Source organism: Pseudomonas sp. NFX224, assembly GCF_048565165.1.
Classification (GTDB): Bacteria; Pseudomonadota; Gammaproteobacteria; order Pseudomonadales; family Pseudomonadaceae; genus Aquipseudomonas.
In genome coordinates, this window is sequence record NZ_CP183416.1 from 5,004,596 (window position 1) to 5,027,532 (window position 22,937).

Consider the following 22,937-nt stretch of genomic DNA (forward strand, 5'->3'; position numbering starts at 1 on the left):
CACTCAAACCCTGTAGGAGCGAGCAGACTTGCTCCTACAGGGTTTTGCATTGCTTGCGAACACGCGTTTTACCTCCCTTCTGATACTTGTTCTCATTCGCTAATTTTTCCGGCCTGCATTCGTTTTATAGGGACGACGTGCCTTTGTGCTTCCCGCCACTGATCCGGATACCCAGAAATGAATGCTGAAGACTCCTTGAAACTTGCTCGCCGGTTTATCGGGTTGCCCCTGGAAAAGCGCCAGATGTTCCTTGCGGCCTTGCACAAGGAGGGCGTTGATTTCGCCCGTTTCCCCATTCCTGCCGGCGTCGAGGCCGAGGATCGCCAGGCGCTGTCGTACGCTCAGCAACGCATGTGGTTTCTCTGGCAACTGGACCCGCAAAGCGGCGCCTACAACCTGCCAGGCGCGGTACGCCTGACCGGTCGTCTGAATTTGCCGGCACTGGAACAGGCCTTCGCCAGCCTGGTGGCGCGTCATGAAACCCTGCGCACCGTGTTTGCGCCTCAGCCTGACGACAGCCTGCTGCAAGTCCCGGCCACGGCGCCGTTGGTGATCGATCACGTCGATTTCAGTGCCTTGCCGGCCACCGAACGCGAGCAGGCTGTGGCCCGCGCCGCCGAACAGCAATCGGTGTTGCCGTTCGACCTGGGCAGCGGTCCGCTGCTGCGCGTGACCTTGCTCAAGCTCGCCGAGCAGGAACACGTGCTGCTGCTGACCCTGCACCACATCGTGTCCGACGGTTGGTCGATGAACGTGCTGATCGACGAATTCATCCGCTGCTACGACGCCTTCGATGCCGGCACACAACCGCAACTGGCGGCGTTGCCGATTCAATACAGCGACTACGCCTTGTGGCAGCGCCGCTGGCTGGAGGCGGGCGAGCAGGCGCGCCAACTCGAATACTGGCAAGCGCAACTGGGCGACGAACACCCGGTGCTGGAACTGCCTCTCGATCATCCGCGCCCGGCGATGCCGAGCTATCGCGGGACACGCTACGAATTCGCCGTCGACGGACAGCTGGCTGAGCAATTGCGCGTCACTGCACAGAAACACAACATCACCTTGTTCATGCTGTTGCTCGGTGCGTTCAATGTGCTGCTGCACCGGTACAGCGGGCAGAACGACATCCGTGTCGGCGTGCCGATTGCTAACCGCAATCGCGCCGAGATCGAAGGCCTGATCGGTTTCTTCGTCAACACCCAGGTGCTGCGCACGCAACTGGATGGCCAGACCCGTGTCGACGACTTGCTGCGCCGCATCAAGGAAACCGCGCTCGGCGCCCAGGCCCATCAGGACCTGCCGTTCGAGCGTCTGGTCGAAGCCTTGAAACTGGAGCGCAGCCTCAGCCACACGCCGCTGTTCCAGGTGATGTACAACCACCAGCCGCAGGTCGCGGACATTTCCACGGTGACCACGGCGTCCGGCCTGGCGCTGGGTATGATCGAGTGGCAAGGGCGCACCACGCAGTTTGACCTGACCCTCGACACCTACGAGAAGGGTGGCAAGTTGCACGCCGCGCTGACCTACGCCAACGACCTGTTCGACGCCGCGACCATCGCGCGCATGGCGCAGCACTGGACACGTTTGCTGCAAGGCATGGTCAGCGATTCGCAGCAGCGCATCAGTGATTTGCCGTTGCTGGAACAGGCCGAATATCAGCGCATCGTGCAGGACTGGAACCGCGCCGACGAAAGCTTCGCCGAAGATCTGTGCATTCATCAGCTGATCAGCCAGCAAGTGGCTGCGAGCCCTGATGCATTGGCCGTGACCTTCGCGAACACGCAACTGACTTACGGCGAACTCGATCAGCAAGCCAACCGTCTGGCACACAAACTGATCGAGCTCGGCGTCGGCCCGGAAGTGCGGGTCGGCGTGGCCATGCAGCGTTCCGAACAACTGCTGGTGGCCTTATTGGCTGTGCTCAAGGCCGGGGGCGCCTACGTGCCGCTGGACCCGGATTACCCGGCCGAGCGCGTTGCCTACATGCTCGAAGACAGCCGCGCGCGGGTGCTGATCACGCAGCAGGCCGTCGCCGAATCGTTGAGTGTGAGCGCCGACACTCAAGTGCTGTTGATGGACGAAAACCAGTCGCTAACCGCCTACCCGCAAAGCGCCCCGGTCACCCGCGTCACGCCGGACAACCTGGCCTACGTGATCTACACCTCCGGTTCCACCGGCAAACCCAAAGGCGTGGCCATCGCCCATCGCAACGTGCAGGCGCTGATCGACTGGTCCAAATCGGTGTACAGTCGCGACGACATTCAAGGTGTGCTGGCCTCGACATCGGTGTGCTTCGACCTGTCGGTGTGGGAGCTGTTCGTCACGCTGGCCAACGGTGGTTCGCTGATCATCGCCCGCAACGCCTTGGAATTGCCGCAGCTGCCGGCGCGGGATCAGGTGCGCCTGATCAACACCGTGCCGTCGGCGATCAATGCGTTGCAGCGCGACGGGCAGATCCCGCCGAGCGTGCGCATCATCAACCTGGCCGGTGAACCGCTCAAGCAAAGCCTGGTTGACGCGCTGTATCAGCAAGCGACCGTCGAGCACGTCTACGACCTGTACGGCCCTTCGGAAGACACCACCTATTCGACCTGGACCCGTCGCGAAGCCGCTGGCCACGCCAACATCGGTCGCCCGCTCAAGCACACCGCCAGCTATCTGCTGGATGCCGATCTGCAACCAGTGCCGCAAGGCGTGTCCGCCGAGCTGTACCTCAGCGGTGCAGGCATCACCCGTGGCTACCTGGCTCGCCCAGGCCTGACCGCTGAAAAGTATGTACCGAACCCGTTTTCCAGCACCGGCGAACGCCTGTACCGTACCGGCGACCTGACCCGTTATCAGGCCGACGGCACCCTACAATATGTCGGTCGCATCGACCATCAGGTCAAGGTCCGTGGCTTCCGTATCGAACTCGGTGAAATCGAAGCGCGACTGTTGCAGCAAGACGCGGTTCGCGAGCTGGCGGTGCTGGCCCAGGACGGCGTCAGCGGTCAGCAACTGGTGGCATACATCGTGCCGAACGATTCGGCGCTGGTAGTCGATGCCGACGCGCAAGCGACCCTGCGCGAGACGCTGAAAGCCGCGCTGCGTCAGCATCTGCCGGACTACATGGTCCCGGCGTTCCTGTTGTTCCTCGACCATCTGCCACTGACCCCTAACGGCAAACTCGACCGCAAGGCCTTGCCGGCGATTGATGGATCTACCCCGCAACGCGAACACGTCGCGCCGCGCAGCGAACTGGAAAAAGCCCTCGCCGCCATCTGGCAGGACGTGCTGGCCATCGACAGCGTTGGTTTGGAAGATAATTTCTTCGAACTGGGCGGCGACTCCATCGTCTCGATGCAAGTGGTCAGCCGTGCGCGGCAGGCCGGCATCGTGCTCAGCCCCAAGGACCTGTTCCAGCACCAGACCATCCGCAGCCTCGCCCAAGCGGCACGCACAGGCGAGCAATCGCAGATCGATCAAGGTCCGGCGGTGGGCGCAGTGGCGCTGGCGCCGGTGCAGCAATGGTTCTTCGAACAAGCGATCCCCGAGCGTCAGCACTGGAACCAGTCGCTGTTGCTGGTGCCGCGCGAGGCGCTGAACATCGAAGCGCTGGAACGTGCACTGGAGCAATTGCTGACCCGGCACGACAGTTTGCGCCTGCGTTATTTACAGACAGAAAACACCTGGCAACAGGCGTACTCCGCGCCGACCACGGAGTCGGTGTTGTGGCAGTGTCAGGCGCAATCGCTCGAGCAACTCAACACCTTGTGCGACGAAGCCCAGCGCAGTCTCGATCTGCATAACGGCCCGTTGCTGCGCGCACTACGGGTGGCGATGGCCGACGGCTCAGAACGATTACTGCTGGTGATCCATCACCTGGCGGTAGACGGTGTCTCCTGGCGCGTGCTGCTCGAAGATTTGCAGCACTTCTACAACGGCGGCACGGCGCTGGCGAAAACCAGCACTTATCAACGTTGGGTCGCGCGTTTGCAGGATCATCTGCCAGCCTTCGAACACAACCTCGACCACTGGCAGAAGCAACTGCAAGGCGCGCCAACCGACCTGCCATGCGAACGCCCGAACGGCGCGCTGGAGAACCGCTTCGAAGAAAAACTCGAACTCAAGCTCGACACCGAACAAACCCGCAAGCTGCTGCAACAGGCCCCGGCGGCCTATCGTACCCAGGTCAACGACCTGCTGCTGACCGCACTGACCCGCGCCGTTTGCCGCTGGAGCGGGCAGGGCAGTACGCTGATCCAGCTCGAAGGGCATGGCCGTGAAGACCTGTTCGATGACATCGACCTGACCCGCACCGTTGGCTGGTTCACCAGCCTGTTCCCGGTCAACCTGAAACCCGCCGCCGACCTCGGTGCATCGATCAAGTCGATCAAGGAGCAACTGCGCAACGTCCCGGATAAAGGCTTGGGTTATGGTGCGCTGCGCTACCTCGGCACGCCTGAGGTACGCGCTGAACTGGCGGCGTTGCCGCAACCGCGCATCACCTTCAACTATCTGGGGCAGTTCGATCGTCAGTTCGATGAGGGCGCGTTGTTCACCCCATCCACCGAAGGCAACGGTATCGCGCAGGACCCATCGGCGCTGCTCGGCAACTGGCTGGTGGTCGAAGGCCAGGTCTACGGCGGCGAGCTGTCCCTGAGCTGGGGCTTCAGCCGCGAGATGTTCGACACCGCGACTATCCAGCGTCTGGCCGACGAATATGCGCAAGAATTGAGCGCACTGATTGATCACTGCTGCACGCTTGAACTGGCGCAAGCCACGCCGTCGGACTTCCCGCAGGCGCAGATCAATCAGGCGCAAATCGATGGATTGCCGCTCACCGTCTCGACGCTGGAAGACCTGTATCCGCTGTCGCCGATGCAGCAGGGCATGCTGTTCCACACCTTGTACGAGCCGCAAGTCGGCGCCTACATCAGCCAGTTGCGCCTGGACATCGGCGGCCTGGACACCGAGCGCTTCACTCGCTCCTGGCAGGCTGCGGTCGAGCGTCACGACATTCTGCGCAGCAGCTTTCACTGGCAGGGTCTCGACGTCGCGCATCAGGCGATTGCCCGTCAGGTCGGGTTGCCGCTGCAAGTGCTTGAAGCGACCGACACTGACGCATTGGCCGATGCCGAACGTGCCCAAGGTTTCGAGCTGGGCAGTGCACCGTTGTTCCGCTTGAAGCTGGTGCGTACTGGCGCCAGTGACTGGCACCTGATCTACACCAGCCATCACATCCTGATGGACGGCTGGAGCAACGCGCAGTTGCTCGCCGAAGTCATTCAGCACTACGCCGCCGGGCAGTCGCTGCCGGCGCCAACGGGGCAATACCGCGATTATCTGGGCTGGTTGCAGCAGCAATCGGCCGTCGCTGGCGAGCAGTTCTGGAAAGCCGCGCTGGCACCGCTTGAAGCTCCGACCCTGCTGGCTGAAGCCCTGCGTCCACCGGTCGGCGCCGAGGGTAGCGAGGAACATCGCGTGGCCCTCGATGGTCCCGCGACCCAGCGTCTGGCCGAGTTCGCACGCCAGCAGAAAGTCACCCTCAATACCGTGCTGCAAGCGGCATGGAGCCTGTTGCTGCAACGCTACACCGGCCAGGATTGCGTGGTGTTCGGCGCCACCGTGGCCGGACGTTCGGCGCCGTTGCCGGGAATCGAAGTGCAACTGGGGCTGTTCATCAACACGCTGCCGCTGGTGTGCTCGATGAAACCGGACCAGACCGTCAGCCAGTGGCTGGGTGAGTTGCAAGGCCTGAACCTGGCGATGCGCGAGTTCGAACACGTGCCGCTGTACGACATTCAGGGGTGGGCGGGGCAACAGGGTTCGGCGCTGTTCGACAGTTTGCTGGTGTTCGAAAACTTCCCCGTCGCCGAGGCGCTGAAGCAGGGCGCGCCGGCCGGGTTGTCCTTCGGCAACTTGCATAATCATGAGCGCACCCACTACCCACTGACGCTTGGCGTCGAGTTGGGCGAAGCGTTGAGTTTTGATTTCAGCTACGACGCAGCGCGTTTCAGTGCCGCCCAGGTCGCTCAGCTGTCGGCCAATCTGCAGCACCTGCTGACGCAATTGGTCGCCGCGCCGGATGCTGCATTGGGTGCGCTGGAGCTACTCGATGGCGAAGGCAAAAACGCGGTGCTCGCGATCAGCCAACCAGCGCCGGTTGAGTTATGCACAGGGCTTTTGGTCCACCAGAGAATCGCCGCGCAAGCCGCTGCCACTCCGGACGCACTGGCATTGCAGGTCGAAGGTCACTCGCTGAGCTACGGCCAACTGAATACCCAGGCCAACCGCCTGGCCCATCGCCTGATCGACAACGGCGCCGGTCCCGGCAAGCGTGTCGGCCTGGCGCTGCGTCGTGGTCCGCAGTTGATCGTCAGCTTGCTCGCGGTGCTGAAAAGCGGCGCGGCCTATGTGCCGCTGGACCCGAAATATCCAAGCGAGCGACTGGCCTACATGATCGAAGACAGCCGTCTCGACGTGCTGTTGTGCGAATCGGGCCTGCTGGAAGATTTGCCGCTGCCCGTGCATCTGCGCCTGTTGAGCCTGGACGAAGCCGCAGGCTACCCGGACAGCGATCCACAAAACCATGCCGTGGCCGCAGACCTGGCCTACATCATCTACACCTCCGGTTCGACCGGTCAGCCCAAAGGCGTGGCCATCGACCATGGCGCGCTGCGCGAGTTCTGCCAAGCCGCTGCCGACTATTCGGTGCTGTCGGCCGCCGACCGCGTGCTGCAATTTGCGACCTTCAGCTTCGACGGTTTCGTCGAGCAGTGCTACCCGGCGCTGTGCGTCGGCGCGGCGTTGATCATGCGCGGCGATGACCTGTGGGACGCCGGTCGACTGGCGGCGGAAATCGTCGATCAGGGCGTGACCGTGGCCGACTTGCCCGCCGCCTACTGGTTCCTGCTGGCCCGTGAATGTGCCAGCGGTCTGGTGCGCAACCTCGGCGATTTGCGCCAGGTACACGTCGGCGGCGAAGCCATGTCGGTGGAAGGTCTGCGCCTGTGGCATCAGGCTGGTTTGAGTCACGTACGCCTGCTCAACACCTACGGACCGACCGAAGCGACCGTGGTCTCCAGCGTGCATGAATGCCATGTGGACGATGCCAGCGACGCGTTTGGCATCCCGATCGGTCGTGCCATTCCCGGCCGAGCGTTGTATGTGCTGGATGCGGCCGGTCATTTGCTGCCGGCCGATGGCGTCGGCGAATTGTGCATCGGCGCACCGGCCTGCCTGGCGCAAAGCTATTTCGACCGCCCGGCACTGACCGCCGAACGTTTCCTGCCAGACCCGTTTGCCCGCGAACCGGGCGCGCGTCTGTACCGCAGCGGCGACCTGGCTCGCTACAACGCCAACGGCGATCTGGAGTACGTCGGACGTATCGACCATCAGGTGAAAATTCGCGGTTTCCGCATCGAAATGGGCGAGATCGAAGCTTGCCTGCAAGCCCGGGACGAGGTGCGCGAAGCAGCGGTCATCGCCCAGGACGGCACGCAACTGGTGGCGTACATCGTCGCCAGTGGCGCGGTGAATGCCGAGGCTGATTATCTGGACGAGCTCAAGGCCGTTATGCGCCAGTCGCTGCCGGAATACATGGTGCCGAGCCATCTGATCCTGTTGGCGAAACTACCGCTCAACAACAACGGAAAACTCGACCGCAAGGCCTTGCCACGCGCTGACGCCGGTGCTGCACAACGTGCATTCGTCGCTCCGGCTGAGGGGCTGCAAATGCAACTGGCGCAGATCTGGCAGAGCGTATTGCAGGTTGAGCAAGTAGGGCGCGACGACAACTTCTTCGAGTTGGGCGGCCATTCGTTGCTGGTGCTGCAAGTGATCTCCCGGGTACGTCAGCAACTGAACATCGAACTGTCGGTGAGCAGCCTGTTTTCCGCTGCGAACCTGGCAGCATTCGCCGAGCGTGCGGCGCTTGCCGACACCAGCGCTCAACCGCAACTGCAACGCGCGACAGACGATCAACCGCGAATTTTGTCCTACGCCCAACAGCGCCAATGGATTCTCTGGCAACTGGACCCACAGAGCAGCGCCTACAACATTCCTGCCGCGCTGCGCCTGAAAGGACCGCTGAACCGCAAGGCCCTGCGCCATGCCTTCCTGCAATTGCAGGCCCGTCACGAAACCCTGCGCACGACCTTCGAACAGGACGGCCAGCAGGCGCGTCCACGGGTGCACGCCGAACTGGCGTTGCAGTTGAGCGAGCGGCCAGTCGCAGAGTCTTCGATAAACGATGCCGTGGCCGAAGAAATCGCCCAGCCATTCGACCTGCGCAACGGTCCGCTGTGGCGCGCATTGCTCCTGCAAATCAGCGCCGAAGAGCATGTGCTGGTCTTGACCGTGCACCACATCGCCGCCGATGGCTGGTCGATGCAGGTGATGGTCGATGAGTTCAGCGCGTTGTATCAGGCGGCTGCGCAAGGACGCGCGGCCAGCCTCAACAGCTTGCCGGTGGATTACAGCGATTACGCCCGCTGGCAGCGTGACTGGCTGGAGGCAGGCGAAGGCGCGCGGCAACTGGCGTGGTGGCGCGAGCAACTGCAGGGCAGCCAGGCACCGCTGGAGTTGCCGAGTGAACTGACCCGTCCGGCTCGCCGCAGCGAACACGGCGCCAACCTGACGTTGAACGTCGATCGCGAACTGCTGGCCGGTTTGCGTCAGCGTGCGCAGGAACAGCAAGTAACTTTGTTCATGCTGTTGCTGGCAAGTTTCCAGACCTTGCTGCACCGCCAGAGCGGGCAGTCAGGCATCAGCGTCGGTGTGCCGAGCGCCGGGCGTTCGCGCCTGGAAACCGAAGGCCTGATCGGCTTCTTCATCAACACCCAGGTGCTGCGTGCCGAGATCGATGGGCAACAGCCATTCAGCGCCTTGCTGCAACAGGTCAAGCAAACGGCGTTGACGGCGCAGGCCCATCAGGACTTGCCGTTCGAGCAACTGGTCGATGCCTTGCAACCGGACCGTAGCCTTAATCACAGCCCATTGTTCCAGGTGCTCTACAACCACCAGCAGCAAATGGGCGCGAGCGTCGAGCGGGTCGTCGCCGGTTTGCAGGTCGAGCGCCTGCACTGGCAGCAGCACACCGCACAATTCGATCTGGTGCTTGATACCCAGGAGCGGGGCGATGCACTGGATGCGAGCCTGAGCTACGCCACCGATCTGTATGACGAAGCTTCGATGCAGCGCTTGGCCGAACAGTGGCTCAACCTTCTGCGTGCGGTGGTTGCCGATCCGCAGCAACGCGTCGCAGAACTGCCGCTGCTGCAAGCATCGCAATCGGCCGGTTTGATCCAGCACTGGAACCCGACGTTCCAGGTGCTACTGCCATCGCCGACCTTGCATCAGTTGTTCGAAGCGCAAGCCGCGCAACGGCCAGACGCGATTGCACTGGTGTTTGAGGGCGAGCAACTGAGCTACGCCGCGCTCAACGCCCGGGCCAACCAACTGGCGCGTCAACTGCGCGAGCAGGGCGTCGGACCGGAAGTGCGCGTAGGTATCGCCACCGAACGGGCGATGCCGCTGGTGGTCGGTTTGCTGGCGATTCTCAAGGCCGGTGGCGCCTATGTGCCGCTGGACCCGCAATACCCGGCTGAGCGCTTGAGCTACATGATCGACGACAGCGGCATTGCGCTGCTGCTGACCCAATCACACTTGATCGACGGTTTGCCGGCCCGCGATGACGTGCAGGTGCTGGATCTGGCGTCACTGCAACTGGACGCCTACAGCGCTGACAACTTGCCGGTATTGGCAACTCCGGACAACCTCGCGTACGTGATCTACACCTCCGGTTCCACCGGTCGGCCAAAAGGTGCATTGCTCAGCCACGGCAACGTCGGCCGCCTGCTGACGGCCACCGCTGCCGAGTTCAACTTCGGTGCGGACGATGTCTGGACGCTGTTCCATTCCTACGCCTTCGATTTCTCGGTGTGGGAGCTGTTCGGTTCACTGTGCACCGGTGGGCGTCTGGTGATCGTGCCGTATTACATCAGCCGCGAGCCGCAGCAATTCCATCGTTTGCTCTGCGATGAAGGCGTGACGGTGTTGAACCAGACCCCGACCGCGTTCCGTCAACTGCTGCCGATTGCCTGCGCCAGCCCACGCAACCTGGCGTTGCGTCAGGTGATCTTCGGTGGCGAAGCATTGGAAGTCGCGAGTCTGCGTCCATGGTTCGAACGCTTCGGCGATCAACAGCCAACGCTGGTGAACATGTACGGCATCACCGAAACCACGGTGCACGTGACCTACCGCGCCATTCGCCTGGCCGATCTCGACGGCAAGGCGCAGAGCCCGATTGGTTTGCCGATCCGCGACCTGCGCTGGTACTTGCTCGACAGCCAGTTGCAACCGGTGCCGGTGGGTGTGGCGGGCGAGTTGTACATCGCCGGTGCGGGTTTGGCGCGCGGTTATCACGGGCGTTTCGGCCTGACCGCCGAGCGTTTTGTGCCGAGCCCGTTTGACGTGTCGCAACGCCTCTATCGCAGTGGCGACCTGGCACGTCAACGCGCCGATGGCAGCATCGATTACCTCGGGCGCATCGACCAGCAAGTGAAGATTCGCGGGTTCCGCATCGAACTGGGTGAAATCGAAGCCGCGCTGCTGGCGCAACCGGGTGTGCGTCAGGCGGTATTGAGCGTGCATGCCGGTGACGCCGGGCCGCAACTCTGCGCGTACGTCGTCGCTGAACAGCCCCCGCATGATCCGATCGCCTGGCGCGACAACTTGCGCGCTGCGCTCAAGGTCGACCTGCCGGATTACATGGTGCCGAGCCACTGGCTGCTGCTCGATGACTTGCCGCTGACCAGCAACGGCAAGCTCGACCGCAAGGCCTTGCCGCTGCCGGATGCCGAGGACTGGCAACGACCGTTCGAAGACCCTGAAGGCGAACTCGAACAGCAACTGGCGGCGATCTGGGCCGACGTGCTGGGCGTGGCGCAGATCGGCCGGCGCGACAACTTCTTTGAATTGGGCGGGCACTCGCTGCTCGCCGCCCAGGCCAGCGCCCGTGTGGAACTGGAACTGGGCATCGAGCTGCCGCTGCGCGCGCTGTTCGAAAGCAACGACCTTCAGGCTTATGCCGCCATGGCCGGGCAACAAGCCCCGACTGACAACGATGCACGTCTGGATGCGCTTGAGTCGCTTCTCGACGAGATGGAGATCAACTGATGGAACACACCACCGCCATGCGAATCGCCTCCCGTTTTGCCGGCCTGCCCGCCGACAAGCGCCGCGAGTTTCTGACCAAGATGCAAGAGCAGGGTGTGAGTTTCGGCCAACTGCCGATTCCAGCTGCTACCGAACCGCAAGCAACGTTTGAACTGTCCTATGCGCAGCAGCGCCAATGGTTTCTCTGGCAGCTCGATCCGCAGAGCTCGGCGTACAACATTCCTGCCGCCCTGCGTCTGCATGGACAGCTGAACGTCGCAGCCCTGCAACAGAGTTTTGATGTGTTGCTGGAGCGGCACCAGAGCCTGCGCAGCCGCTTCGTCGAGGACGATGGCCAGGTGATGCAAGCCTTGGCGGCGTTCACTTCGCTGTCCATCGAGCAGCACGATTTGCGCGATGAGCCTGAGACGCAGCGTTTCGAATGCGCATTGAAAAAGGTCGAACAGGAAATCGCCCGGCCATTCGATTTGCAGCACGGCCCGCTGCTGCGCGTCAGCCTGCTGCAACTGGACACCGAGGACCATGTGCTGGTGCTGACCCTGCACCACATCGTCACCGATGGCTGGTCGATGGGCGTATTGGTCGAAGAGTTTTCCCAACTGTATGCCGCCCATTGCCAAGGTCAGGGCGCAGCGCTGCAAGCGCTGCCGATCCAGTATTCGGACTACGCCGCGTGGCAACGACGCTGGATGGACGCCGGAGAACTGGAGCGTCAACTGAACTGGTGGCGTGAGCAGCTCGGCAGCGAACAGCCATTGCTGGAGTTGCCGACGGATCGTCCGCGTCCGGCGCAACCGAGCCAGCGCGGTGCGCGTCTGGACTTTGCACTGGACGCTACACTCGCAAGCGGTTTGATGGCTCTGGCCAAACAGCGCGGCGTGACGCCGTTCATGCTGTTGCTGGCGAGTTTTCAGGCCTTGCTCTATCGCTACAGCGGCCAGGCTGATCTGCGCATCGGCGTGCCGATCGGCAACCGTAATCGCGCGGAAACCCGTGGCCTGATCGGCTTCTTCGTCAACACCCAGGTGATGCGCGCCGAACTCGACGGACGCCTGCCGTTCAACCAGTTGCTGGAGCAAACCCGCGCCACTTCGCTGGATGCCCAGGATTTTCAGGACTTGCCGTTCGAGCGTCTGGTGCAGGCGCTGCAAGGCGAGCGCAGCCTGAGTCACAGCCCGTTGTTCCAGGTGATGTTCAACCACCAGCAAGCCCGGCCGGCAGCGGTCAGTGGTTTGCTGGCCGGTTTGCGGGTCGAGGCGCTGAACGCCACGGCGCAAACCACCCAGTTCGACCTGCAACTCGACACCCAGGAGGAGGGCGACAAACTGTTCGCCAGCCTGACCTACGCCACCGACCTGTTCGACGCCGAGCGCATCGAAACGCTGGCCCGGCATTGGCGCAACCTGCTCGCCGGGGTGCTGGCGAACCCGCAAACCCCGCTGGCCGAATTGCCGCTGCTGGATGCCGACGAGCGCCTGCGTATTCTCGATGACCTCAACGACACGGCTCAGGTGTATCCGGGTGAAGTCTGCGTGCAGCGGCATTTCGAAGCGCGGGTGATGGAAAACCCTGAAGCGACGGCGCTGGTGTTCCAGGGCCAGTCCTTGAGCTACGCGCAGCTGAACCTGCGCGCCAACCGTCTGGCCCATCACCTGCGTGCGCAAGGTGTTGGCCCGGAAGTGATCGTCGGGATTGCCTGCGACCGTTCGTTGGAAATGGTCGTCGGCCTGCTGGCGATTCTCAAGGCCGGTGGCGCCTATGTGCCGCTGGACCCGGAATATCCGCTCGATCGCCTGAGCTACATGATCGAGGACAGCGGGATTTCGCTGTTGCTGACCCAAGCGCATTTGCTGGTGCAACTGCCGACGCCGGACAACGTACGCACCTTGAGCCTGCATGCCGATGCCGATTGGCTGAGCGACCTGCCGGGCAGCGATCTGCCAAACATCGCCGTGGCAGAAAACCTCGCCTACATGATCTACACCTCCGGTTCGACCGGTAAACCAAAAGGCGCGGGCAACCGTCATGTGGCGTTGCACAACCGTATCGAGTGGATGCAGGAAGCCTACAACCTGCTGCCGTCGGACCGCGTGCTGCAAAAGACGCCGTTCAGTTTCGACGTGTCGGTGTGGGAGTTTTTCTGGCCGCTGATGAAAGGCGCCACGCTGGTCATCGCCGCACCGGGTGAGCATCGCGATCCACAACGCCTCGCTGCATTGATCGTCGAGCAAGCGATCACCACGCTGCACTTCGTGCCGTCGATGCTCTCGGCGTTCATCGGCGCTGACGAAGCGCTGGCCTGCACCTCGCTGACCCGCATTATTTGCAGCGGTGAAGCGCTGCCGATGGAACTGCAACGCCAGACCCTGCGCAGCCTGCCGCAAGCCAACCTGTACAACCTGTATGGCCCGACCGAAGCGGCCATCGACGTGACCCACTGGACCTGCGTTGAAGAAGGCCGCGACAGCGTGCCGATCGGCCAACCGATCGCCAACCTGCGCACCTGCATTCTCGACAGCGAACTGCAACCATTGCCGCTGGGCGCGGTGGGTGAGCTGTACCTCGGCGGTGTCGGCCTGGCCCGTGGTTATCACCGTCGTGGCGCGCTGACTGCCGAGCGTTTCGTGGTCGACCCGTTCGGCAGCGGCGAGCGCTTGTACCGCACCGGCGACCTGGCGCGTTATCGCGCCGACGGTGCCATCGATTACTGCGGACGCATCGACCATCAAGTGAAAATTCGCGGCTTGCGCATTGAACTCGGGGAAATCGAAGCGCGTCTGCAAGAACATGCCGACGTGCAAGAAGCGGTTGTCCTGGCCCTCGACGGCCCGGGCGGCAAGCAACTGGTGGCGTACATCGTGCCGCAGGACCGCGCTTTGATCGGCGCCGATGCCGAACAGCAGGGCGCGTGGCGCGAAACCCTGAAAAGCCATTTGCTCGGCAGCCTGCCGGATTACATGGTGCCGGCGCAGACCATGCTGATCGAGCAAATGCCCTTGAGCCCCAACGGCAAGCTGGATCGCAAACGCCTGCCGGCGCCGACCGCGCAGGTCAGCCAGCGTGCGTTCGAAGCACCGCGCAGCAGCCATGAGCAAGTGCTGGCGCAGATCTGGCAGGATGTGTTGGGCGTGGAACAGGTCGGGCGTCAGGACAATTTCTTTGAACTGGGCGGCGACTCGATCATCTCGATTCAAGTGGTCAGCCGCGCCCGTCGCGCTGGCCTCAGCCTGCAACCGCGCGACCTGTTCCAGCAGCAAACCCTGCAAGCCCTGGCTGCCGTGGTCAAGGAACAGGCCGCACCGCTGGCGCAACAAGGGCCGGTGGATGGCGTGCAAAAACTCACGCCGATCCAGCGTTGGTTCTTCGAAGAGCCGATTGCGCAACGCGCCCACTGGAACCAGGCGGTATTGCTGACGCCGCGCGAAACCCTTGAACTGCCGCGTCTGCAAAGCGCCTTGCAGCGGGTGCTCAAGCAGCACGATGCCCTGCGTCTGCGCTTCAGTCAGGTCGACGGCCAATGGTCGGCGCGTTATGTCGGTGCCGACAGCGCCGACGTCATCGACATGCTCTGGACCGCTCGCGTGGCCAGCGATGCCTCGCTGGAATCGGTGTGCGATGAGGCCCAGCGCAGCCTCAGCCTGCAAGACGGACCGCTGCTGCGCGTAGCGCTGATTGCCCAGGCCGATGGCTCGCAACGCTTGCTGCTGGTGATCCACCACTTGGCGGTGGACGGTGTTTCGTGGCGCGTGCTGTTGGAAGATTTGCAGGCCGCTTACCAAGGTGAAGAACTGCCACCGAAGACCAGCGCTTTCCAGGCCTGGGCCGACAAACTCGACGTTTACGCACGTTCTGAAACTGCCGCCGATGAACTGAACGGGTGGCAAACGCAGTTGGCCGGGGCCAGCGATACGCTGCCAGCGGCCAACCCGTATGCAAGTCAGGCCGGGCATCTGCGCCAGGGCGTGAGCATCGGTCTGGATCGCGATCAGACCCGCCAGTTGCTGCAACAGGCGCCAGCGATCTACCGCACACAGGTCAACGATCTGCTGCTGACCGCACTGGCCCGCACCCTCAGTCGCTGGACCGGTGAAGCATCGGCGTTGATCCAGCTCGAAGGCCATGGCCGCGAAGAACTGTTCGACGACATTGACCTGACCCGCACCGTCGGCTGGTTCTCCAGCCTGTTCCCGGTGCGCCTGACGCCGACCGTCGAGCTCGGCGCTTCGATCAAGGCGATCAAGCAACAACTGCGCGACATTCCGGGCAAAGGCCTGGGTTTTGGCCTGCTGCGCTACATGGGCGATGCCACGGCGCAATCCGCATTGGCGGCGTTGCCGCAGGCGCGGGTGACCTTCAACTACCTGGGGCAGTTCGACCAGAGCTTTGCCGAGGACGCACTGTTCACGCCGGCCAAGGAGTCCAGCGGTGCCGCGCAATCGGCGGACGCGCCACTGCCTAACTGGTTGTCGGTGGACGGCCAGGTTTATGGCGGCGAACTGAAACTCGACTGGACCTTCAGCCGCGAATGCTTTGAGCTGCGCGAGATTGAAGCCCTGGCGATCGATTTTCGCGCTGAACTGTTGGCGCTGATCGACCACTGTCTGAGCGATGGCGCGGGCGGCGTGACTCCGGCGGACTTCCCGCTGGCGCGCCTGAGCCAGGCGCAACTCGATGGTCTGCCGGTGCCGCCAGCGCAGATCGAAGATGTATATCCGCTGTCGCCGATGCAGGCCGGTTTGCTCTTCCACAGCCTCTACGAATCGGCGTCCGGTGCCTATGTGAACCAGCTCAGCGTCGAGGCTCGCGGTCTCGATGCCGAACGTCTGGGCCGGGCGTGGCAAGCGGTGCTCGACGGCCATGCGATCCTGCGCAGCAGCTTCCACTTCCCGCAAGGTTTCGAAGCGCCGGTGCAACTGGTGCACCGCCATCTGCAATTGCCGCTGACCTGCCTGGACTGGCGTGGTCGCGACAATCAGGCCGAAGCGCTGGCGCAACTGATCGACAGCGAACGCCTGCAACTGGATTCGACCAAAGCGCCGCTGATGCGTCTGACGCTGGTGCGCCTGGACGACGAGCGTCAGCAACTGATCTACACCCACCATCACCTGCTGCTCGACGGCTGGAGTAACTCGCTGCTGTTGAGCGAAGTCTTGCAGCGTTATGCCGGGCAAGAGGTGCAAGCGCCCACCGGGCGTTTCGCCGACTACATCGGCTGGCTGCAGCGTCAGGATGCCGAGGCCGACGAGGCTTTCTGGCGCGGGCAACTGGCGACGCTCGACAATCCGACGCTGCTGGCCCAGAGCCTCGCGCATGTCGACGGCAAAAACCTGTCGGATGCGGCGTTTGCCGACCATCGCCAGACGTTCGATGTCGCCACCAGCAAACGCTTCAGCGACTTTGCTCGCCAGCAGAAAGTCACCCTCAACACTTTGGTGCAAGGCGCATGGGCGTTGCTGTTGCAACGCTACAGCGGCCAGCGCAGCGTGGCGTTCGGCGCCACCGTGGCCGGGCGTCCGGTGGATTTGCCGGGAGCAGAAAGCCAGCTCGGCCTGTTCATCAACACCTTGCCGGTGATCAGCAGCCCGGACGCCGTAGAAAGCGTCGAGCAATGGCTGAGCCGTTTGCAGGCGCAGAACCTCGAACTGCGCGAACACGAATTCACCGCCCTCGGTGACATTCAGCGCTGGGCCGGGCGTGCCGGCGAGCCGCTGTTCGACAGCCTGCTGGTGTTCGAAAACTTCCCGGTGGCCGAAGCCCTGCAACAGGGGGCGCCAGCCGGATTGAGCTTCTCGATCCCGCAGAACCATGAACGCACCAACTTCCCGCTGACCCTGGCGGCCACCGCCGAGAGCCAGCTGAGCCTGAACTGGAGCTACCAGTGCAGCCATTTCAGCAGTACTGCCATTGCGCGCATGAGCGAGCATCTGGCCGCGCTGTTGGCCGCGATGGTTGCGGCGCCGCGGGCCGCTTTGAGTGAACTGGACCTGCTGACTGCGCCGGAACGCACCCAGCAATTGCTGGCGTGGAACCCGCCATTCACGGTGGCGGAAAACCCGCTGTGCGTGCATCAACTGATCGAGGCGCAGGCGGTTGCCCGCCCGGACGCCACTGCGCTGATCTTCAATGACCTGGAACTGAGCTTCGACGTACTCAACCGCCGCGCCAACCGCCTGGCCCATCACTTGCGTGGGCGCGGTATCGGCCCTGAAGTGCGGGTCGGCCTGGCGATGCAGCGTTCGCCGGAAATGATCGTCGGCCTGCTGGCGATCCTCAAGGCGGGCGGCGCTTACGTGCCGCTCGACCCGGCGTACCCGGCGGAGCGCCTGCGTTACCTGATGGACGACAGCGGGATTTCACTGTTGATCAGCCAATCCTGGTTGCGGGAAAAACTGCCGTTGCCGGAAGGCCTGGCAGTGCTGGAAATCGACCGCGAACCGCTGGAGTTCATGGCGGACAGCAACCCGGTCAACCTGACGTGTGGCGAAAACCTCGCATACCTGATCTACACCTCGGGCTCCACCGGGCGGCCGAAAGGCGTCAGCGTGGCCCACGGTCCGCTGGCCATGCACTGCGTGTCCATCGGTGAGTTGTACGGCATGACCCCGGACGACCGTGAGCTGCAATTTGCCTCGATCAGCTTCGACGGCGCCCATGAACGCTGGCTGACGCCGCTGGTGTTCGGTTCGGCGGTGATGCCGCGTGATGACGAGTTGTGGAGCGTCGAGCGCACCTGCGCCGAAATCGAAAAACACCGCATCACCATCGCCTGTTTCACCCCGACCTATCTGGCGCAGATCGCCGATTACATGGGCGAAGCGGGGCGCGATTTGCCGATCCGTTCCTACACCCCATGCGGCGAAGGCATGGCCAAGCATGCGTTCGACGAAGTTCAGCAAGTGCTGCAACCCAAGCGCCTGATCAACGGCTACGGCCCGACTGAAACGGTGATCACTCCGCTGATCTGGCTGGCGTATCCGGATACCGAATTCGACTCGGCGTTCATGCCGATTGGCCGACCGGTGGGCAACCGCAGCGCCTACATTCTGGACGGCGGCTTGCAGCCGTTGCCGGTGGGCGTGGCGGGCGAGTTGTACCTCGGCGGCGAGGGCGTGGCGCGGGGTTACCACCAGCGTCCGGACCTGACCGCTGAACGGTTCGTGCCGGACCCTTTCGTGCCGGGCGGGCGGCTGTACCGCAGTGGTGACCTGGCGCGATTCCGTGCCGACGGCGTGGTGGAATACCTCGGCCGTATCGACCAGCAAGTGAAGATTCGTGGCTTCCGTATCGAACTCGGCGAAATCGAAGCGTGCCTGATGGAGCACGAAGGCGTGCGTGAAGCGTTCGTCATCGACCGCGAGGGGCCGGTGAGTCGCCAACTGGTGGGCTACGTGGTGCCACGCGATCCGTTGGCCGACGAACAGGACCTGCGTGACGCATTGACCGCGCACCTGCGCAGCCGTCTACCGGCGCACATGTTGCCGGCGCATTTGATGTGCCTGGCTGCACTGCCGTTGACGCCGAACGGCAAACTGGATCGTCAGGGCCTGCCGGCGCCGGAAGCTTCGCGTCAGAGCCTCGATCAGGTCGCCGCCGCGACGCCTGCCGAGGCGCTGTTGGTGGAGATCTGGCAGGAACTGCTGGGCCTGGATTCGCTGGGCGTCACCGAAAACTTCTTCGAGCTGGGCGGTGACTCGATCATCTCGCTGCAAGCGGTGAGCCGTGCCGGGCAGCGTGGGTTGCTGTTCACTCCGAAGCAACTGTTCGAACAGCAGACCATCCGGGCACTCGCCGTCGTGGCGACCCGTCGTGAAGCGACGTTGGTCGAAGCGCCGACCGTCGAGGCTTTCGCCCTCGTGCCACACATTGATGCGACGGCTCGTGAGGGGCTGCAAGACCTGTATCCACTGTCGCCGATGCAGCAGGGCATGTTGTTCCATTGCCTCGACTCACCGGAGCTCAACCCCTACGTCAACCAGTTGAGCGTGGCGGTGGATGGCTTGCAGATGCCACGTTTCCGCGCGGCATGGCAGGTGTTGGTCGAACGTCATGAAGTGTTGCGTGCGGCGTTCCGCTGGCGCGATGGTCTGGCTGATCCGCTGCAAGCGGTGTTTGCCGAGGTTGAGTTGCCGATCGAAGAACTCGACTGGCGCGACCGCAGTGACACCGAGCAAGCACTGAGCGAACTGGCGGCCGCCGAGCAGGCCAAAGGCTTCGACCTGAGCTGCCCGCCGCTGATGCGCTTCATTCTGGTTCGCCTGGGTGAAGAGCGTTACCAGATGATCTGGATCTACCATCACCTGCTGCTGGACGGCTGGAGTGCTTCGCGTCTGCTGGGCGAGATGCTGCGCCTGTACCACCACGACAGCCTGCCGGCGCTGACCGGTCGCTATGCCGACTATATCGCCTGGCTGCAGCGTCAGGACGATGCACAGGCCGAAGGTTTCTGGCGCGAGCGTCTGGCGTTGCTGGAGGCCCCGACCATTCTGGCCAAGGCTTCGGGTGCCGCGGGCTCTGGCCACGGCGTGATGTACAGCGACCTCAATGCCGAGGCGACACGCAAGTTGCACAGCTTCGCCAAGCGTCAGCGCGTGACCCTCAACACCTTGGTGCAAGGTGCCTGGCTGTTGCTGTTGCAGCGCCATAGCGGACAGCGCAGCGTGGCCTTCGGTGCGACGGTGGCAGGGCGCCCGACCGGTTTACCCGGTGCCCAGGAAATGCTCGGCCTGTTCATCAACACGTTGCCGGTGATCCAGACCCTCGACCCGCAACAGCCGCTCGGCGAGTGGCTGCGCGAGTTGCAGGATTACAACCTGGCCGTGCGCGACTACGAACACACGCCGTTGTCCGACGTCCAGCGTTGGGCCGGGCAGGGTGGCCAGGGCTTGTTCGACAGCATCATCGTGTTTGAAAACCATCCGGTGGACCGTGCCTTGCGCGGTGGCGAGGAAGGCGAGTTGCGCTTCGCCGAAGTCGGCAGCGGTGGCGTCACGAACTTCCCGATGGACTTGATGGTCAGCGCCAATGACGAAGGCCTGGAAGTCGAATACCTGTACTTGCGTGATCGCTTCAGCGAACAGGAAGTCGAGCGCATTCGTGCCCAGCTGGAAGGGTTGCTGCGCGCCTTGCCGGAAGACGCCGACTGCCTGCTCGGCAACATCGGCTTGCCCGAAGCGCGCTTGAGTCTGCCGCAAGCGTCTACCGACAACGCTGATCTGTTGCATGCGTTCAATCAGCATGTGCGCAGTCAGCCACAGAAAGTCGCGTTGTTCTGCGAGGATCGTGAGGTCAGCTATGCCGATCTGAATGCACAAGCCAACGGCCTGGCGCAGCAACTGATCGCTCGCGGCATCGGTGCGGAAAGCCGGGTGGCGGTGGCGTTGCCGCGTTCCGAGCGCACCATCGTTGCGTTCCTCGCGGTGCTGAAGGCGGGGGCGGCGTATCTGCCGCTGGACCTGGCGTACCCGGCCGAACGATTGGCGTACATGCTCAGCGACTCGGTGGCGAGCCTGTTGATCTGCGACAGCGATCTGGGTGAACGCCTGACCTTGGCGGACAGCCCGCCGCGTTTGCTGCTCGATCAACTGACCGTGGCTGACAGCAGTGAATGCCCGGTTGTTAATCCACTGCCGGGGCATTTGGCGTACCTGATCTACACCTCCGGCTCCACCGGTCAACCGAAAGGCGTGGCCGTGGCGCGCGGACCGATTGCCCGGCATTGCCGCGGCATCATCGACCTCTATGAACTGGCGCCACGCAGCCGCGAACTGCACTTCATGTCGTTCGCCTTCGACGGCGCCCAGGAACGTTGGCTGAGTGTGATGCTGGCCGGTGGCAGTCTGGTGATCCGCGAAGACTGTTTGTGGACCCCGGAACAAACCCTGGAAGTGCTGCATCGTCATCAAGTCACGGTGGCCTGCTTCCCGCCGGCGTACCTGCAACAAATGGCTGAAGTGGCCGAGCGCCTGGGCAATCCGCCGGCGGTCGAGGTGTACTGCTTTGGCGGTGACGCGGTGCCGGACGCCAGTTTCGAACAGGTCAAGCGTGCCTTGCGTCCGCAGCGTCTGGTCAACGGCTACGGCCCGACTGAAACCGTGGTCACGCCGTTGCTTTGGCGTGCCGAGGCCAGCGAAACCTGCGACGCGGCTTATGCGCCGATTGGTCGTGGCGTGGCCGGGCGTGGTTTGTACGTGCTGGATGCCGATCTCAATCCGTTGCCGGTGGGCGTGAGCGGTGAGTTGTACCTGGGCGGCGAATGCCTGGCGCGTGGTTATCACCAGCGTCCGGGGATGAGCGCCGAGCGCTTCATTCCCGATCCGTTCGAGGCCGGTGGCCGCATGTACCGCACCGGCGACCTGGTGCGCCAGCGCGAGTGCGGCTTGATCGATTACCTCGGCCGACTCGATCAGCAAGTGAAGATCCGTGGTTTCCGCATCGAATTGGGCGAGATCGAAGCACGTCTGCGTGAATGCGCAGGCGTGCAGGATGCCGCGGTGGTGGTGCACGACACGCCGACCGGCAAACAGTTGGTCGGTTACGTGGTGGCTGCCGGTGCGGTCGGGCTGGATCGTCGCTTGAAGGCTGAACTGCAAGCGCAAATGCCGGACTACATGGTGCCGGCGCGAATCCTGGTGCTGGAGCGTTTCCCGCTGTCGGCCAACGGCAAGCTCGACCGCCGCGCACTGCCGGAACCGGAATGGGCGCTGGGTGGTTATCGCGCACCGCGCAACGCACTGGAACAGGCGTTAACCGTGATCTGGCAAGAGGTGCTCGGCGTGCCGCAAGTGGGCATCGACGACAACTTCTTTGAACTCGGTGGCGACTCGTTGCAGGTACTCAAGGTCATCTCGCGAGTTCGCAGCCAGCCGCAACTGGGCTTTGAATTGAAACTACGCGACCTGATGCAGAAACCGTGCATCGCTGAACTCAGCGGTTATCAAGCAGCCGAGCCGGCCAGGGCACCGGACCCGTTGCTGGCATTGAATGGCCGTGTTGCCAACGTGCCGGCGCTGTTCTGCCTGCACGCCGGTTTCGGCACGGTGTTCGACTACGAGCCGCTGGCCCGGCGTCTGGAAGGACGACGCACGGTGTACGGCCTGCAATGCCGCATGCTGCTTGACCCGCAGTGGCAGGACGAATCGCTGCTGGTGATGGCCCAGGCCTATACCCAGCGGATTCGTGCGCAGCAGCCGGATGGTCCGTATTACCTGTTGGGTTGGTCGTTGGGGGGCGCGTTGACGCAACTGGTTGCCCATGAACTGGAAGCCCAAGGTCAGACGGTTGCGTTTGCCGGACTGGTCGATAGCTACGTGGCAGGTACGGCGGAAGCGGGGGACTGGCGCGAAGATTTAGCCGACTTCCTTAAGTTCGTCCTCGGTCAACCGTCTGAAGAAGCAGAGACGCTGATTGCCTTGAAAGCCGCAGGCCTGAACGAGCGTGAAGGTGCCGCAGCCGTGATCGAAGCGGCAATGCACGGTTCCAACGAAAACGCGGCGCTGGGCGCGAGCGAACTGACGCAGATCTTCGCCACCGGTTCATCGCTCAAGCAACTGGCCCTCGCCCAGCGGCAGTTGCCGAAGGTGCAGGCGGCGGCGCATCGCTGGTGGGTGGCCGAGCGTGACGACGAGCGCCGGGTGTTTGAGGCGCAGGTCGGCCATCACGGGGTTGATCGCTTGTTGGCGGGCGGGCATTACGAGTTGCTGCGCGGTGATGAGTTGCTCGACGAACTCGAAGACTTGCTGGAGCGCCGGCCGGCGATCGCCTAAAAACAATTGTGGCGA

The 22,937-nt window shown here is 63.2% G+C and carries 2 protein-coding genes; both read left to right on the forward strand.

Annotated elements, in window-relative coordinates; all coding sequences use genetic code 11:
• Positions 1-177: 177 nt before the first annotated feature.
• Entirely contained in the window at positions 178-11,160 is a 10,983-nt protein-coding gene (locus tag ACNYC6_RS22910) for an amino acid adenylation domain-containing protein (protein ID WP_419709281.1), read from the forward strand.
• Positions 11,160-22,922, forward strand: a complete 11,763-nt coding sequence (locus tag ACNYC6_RS22915) for a non-ribosomal peptide synthase/polyketide synthase (RefSeq protein WP_419709282.1) — start codon at positions 11,160-11,162, stop codon at positions 22,920-22,922. The genes ACNYC6_RS22910 and ACNYC6_RS22915 overlap by 1 nt, the downstream gene beginning before the upstream one ends.
• The last annotated feature ends 15 nt before the right edge of the window (positions 22,923-22,937 follow it).

Excerpts from the sequence above, each read along its gene's own strand:
- ACNYC6_RS22910 (WP_419709281.1), top strand. The coding sequence starts at position 178 with ATGAATGCTGAAGACTCCTTGAAACTTGCTCGCCGGTTTATCGGGTTG.
- ACNYC6_RS22915 (WP_419709282.1), top strand. The coding sequence starts at position 11,160 with ATGGAACACACCACCGCCATGCGAATCGCCTCCCGTTTTGCCGGCCTG.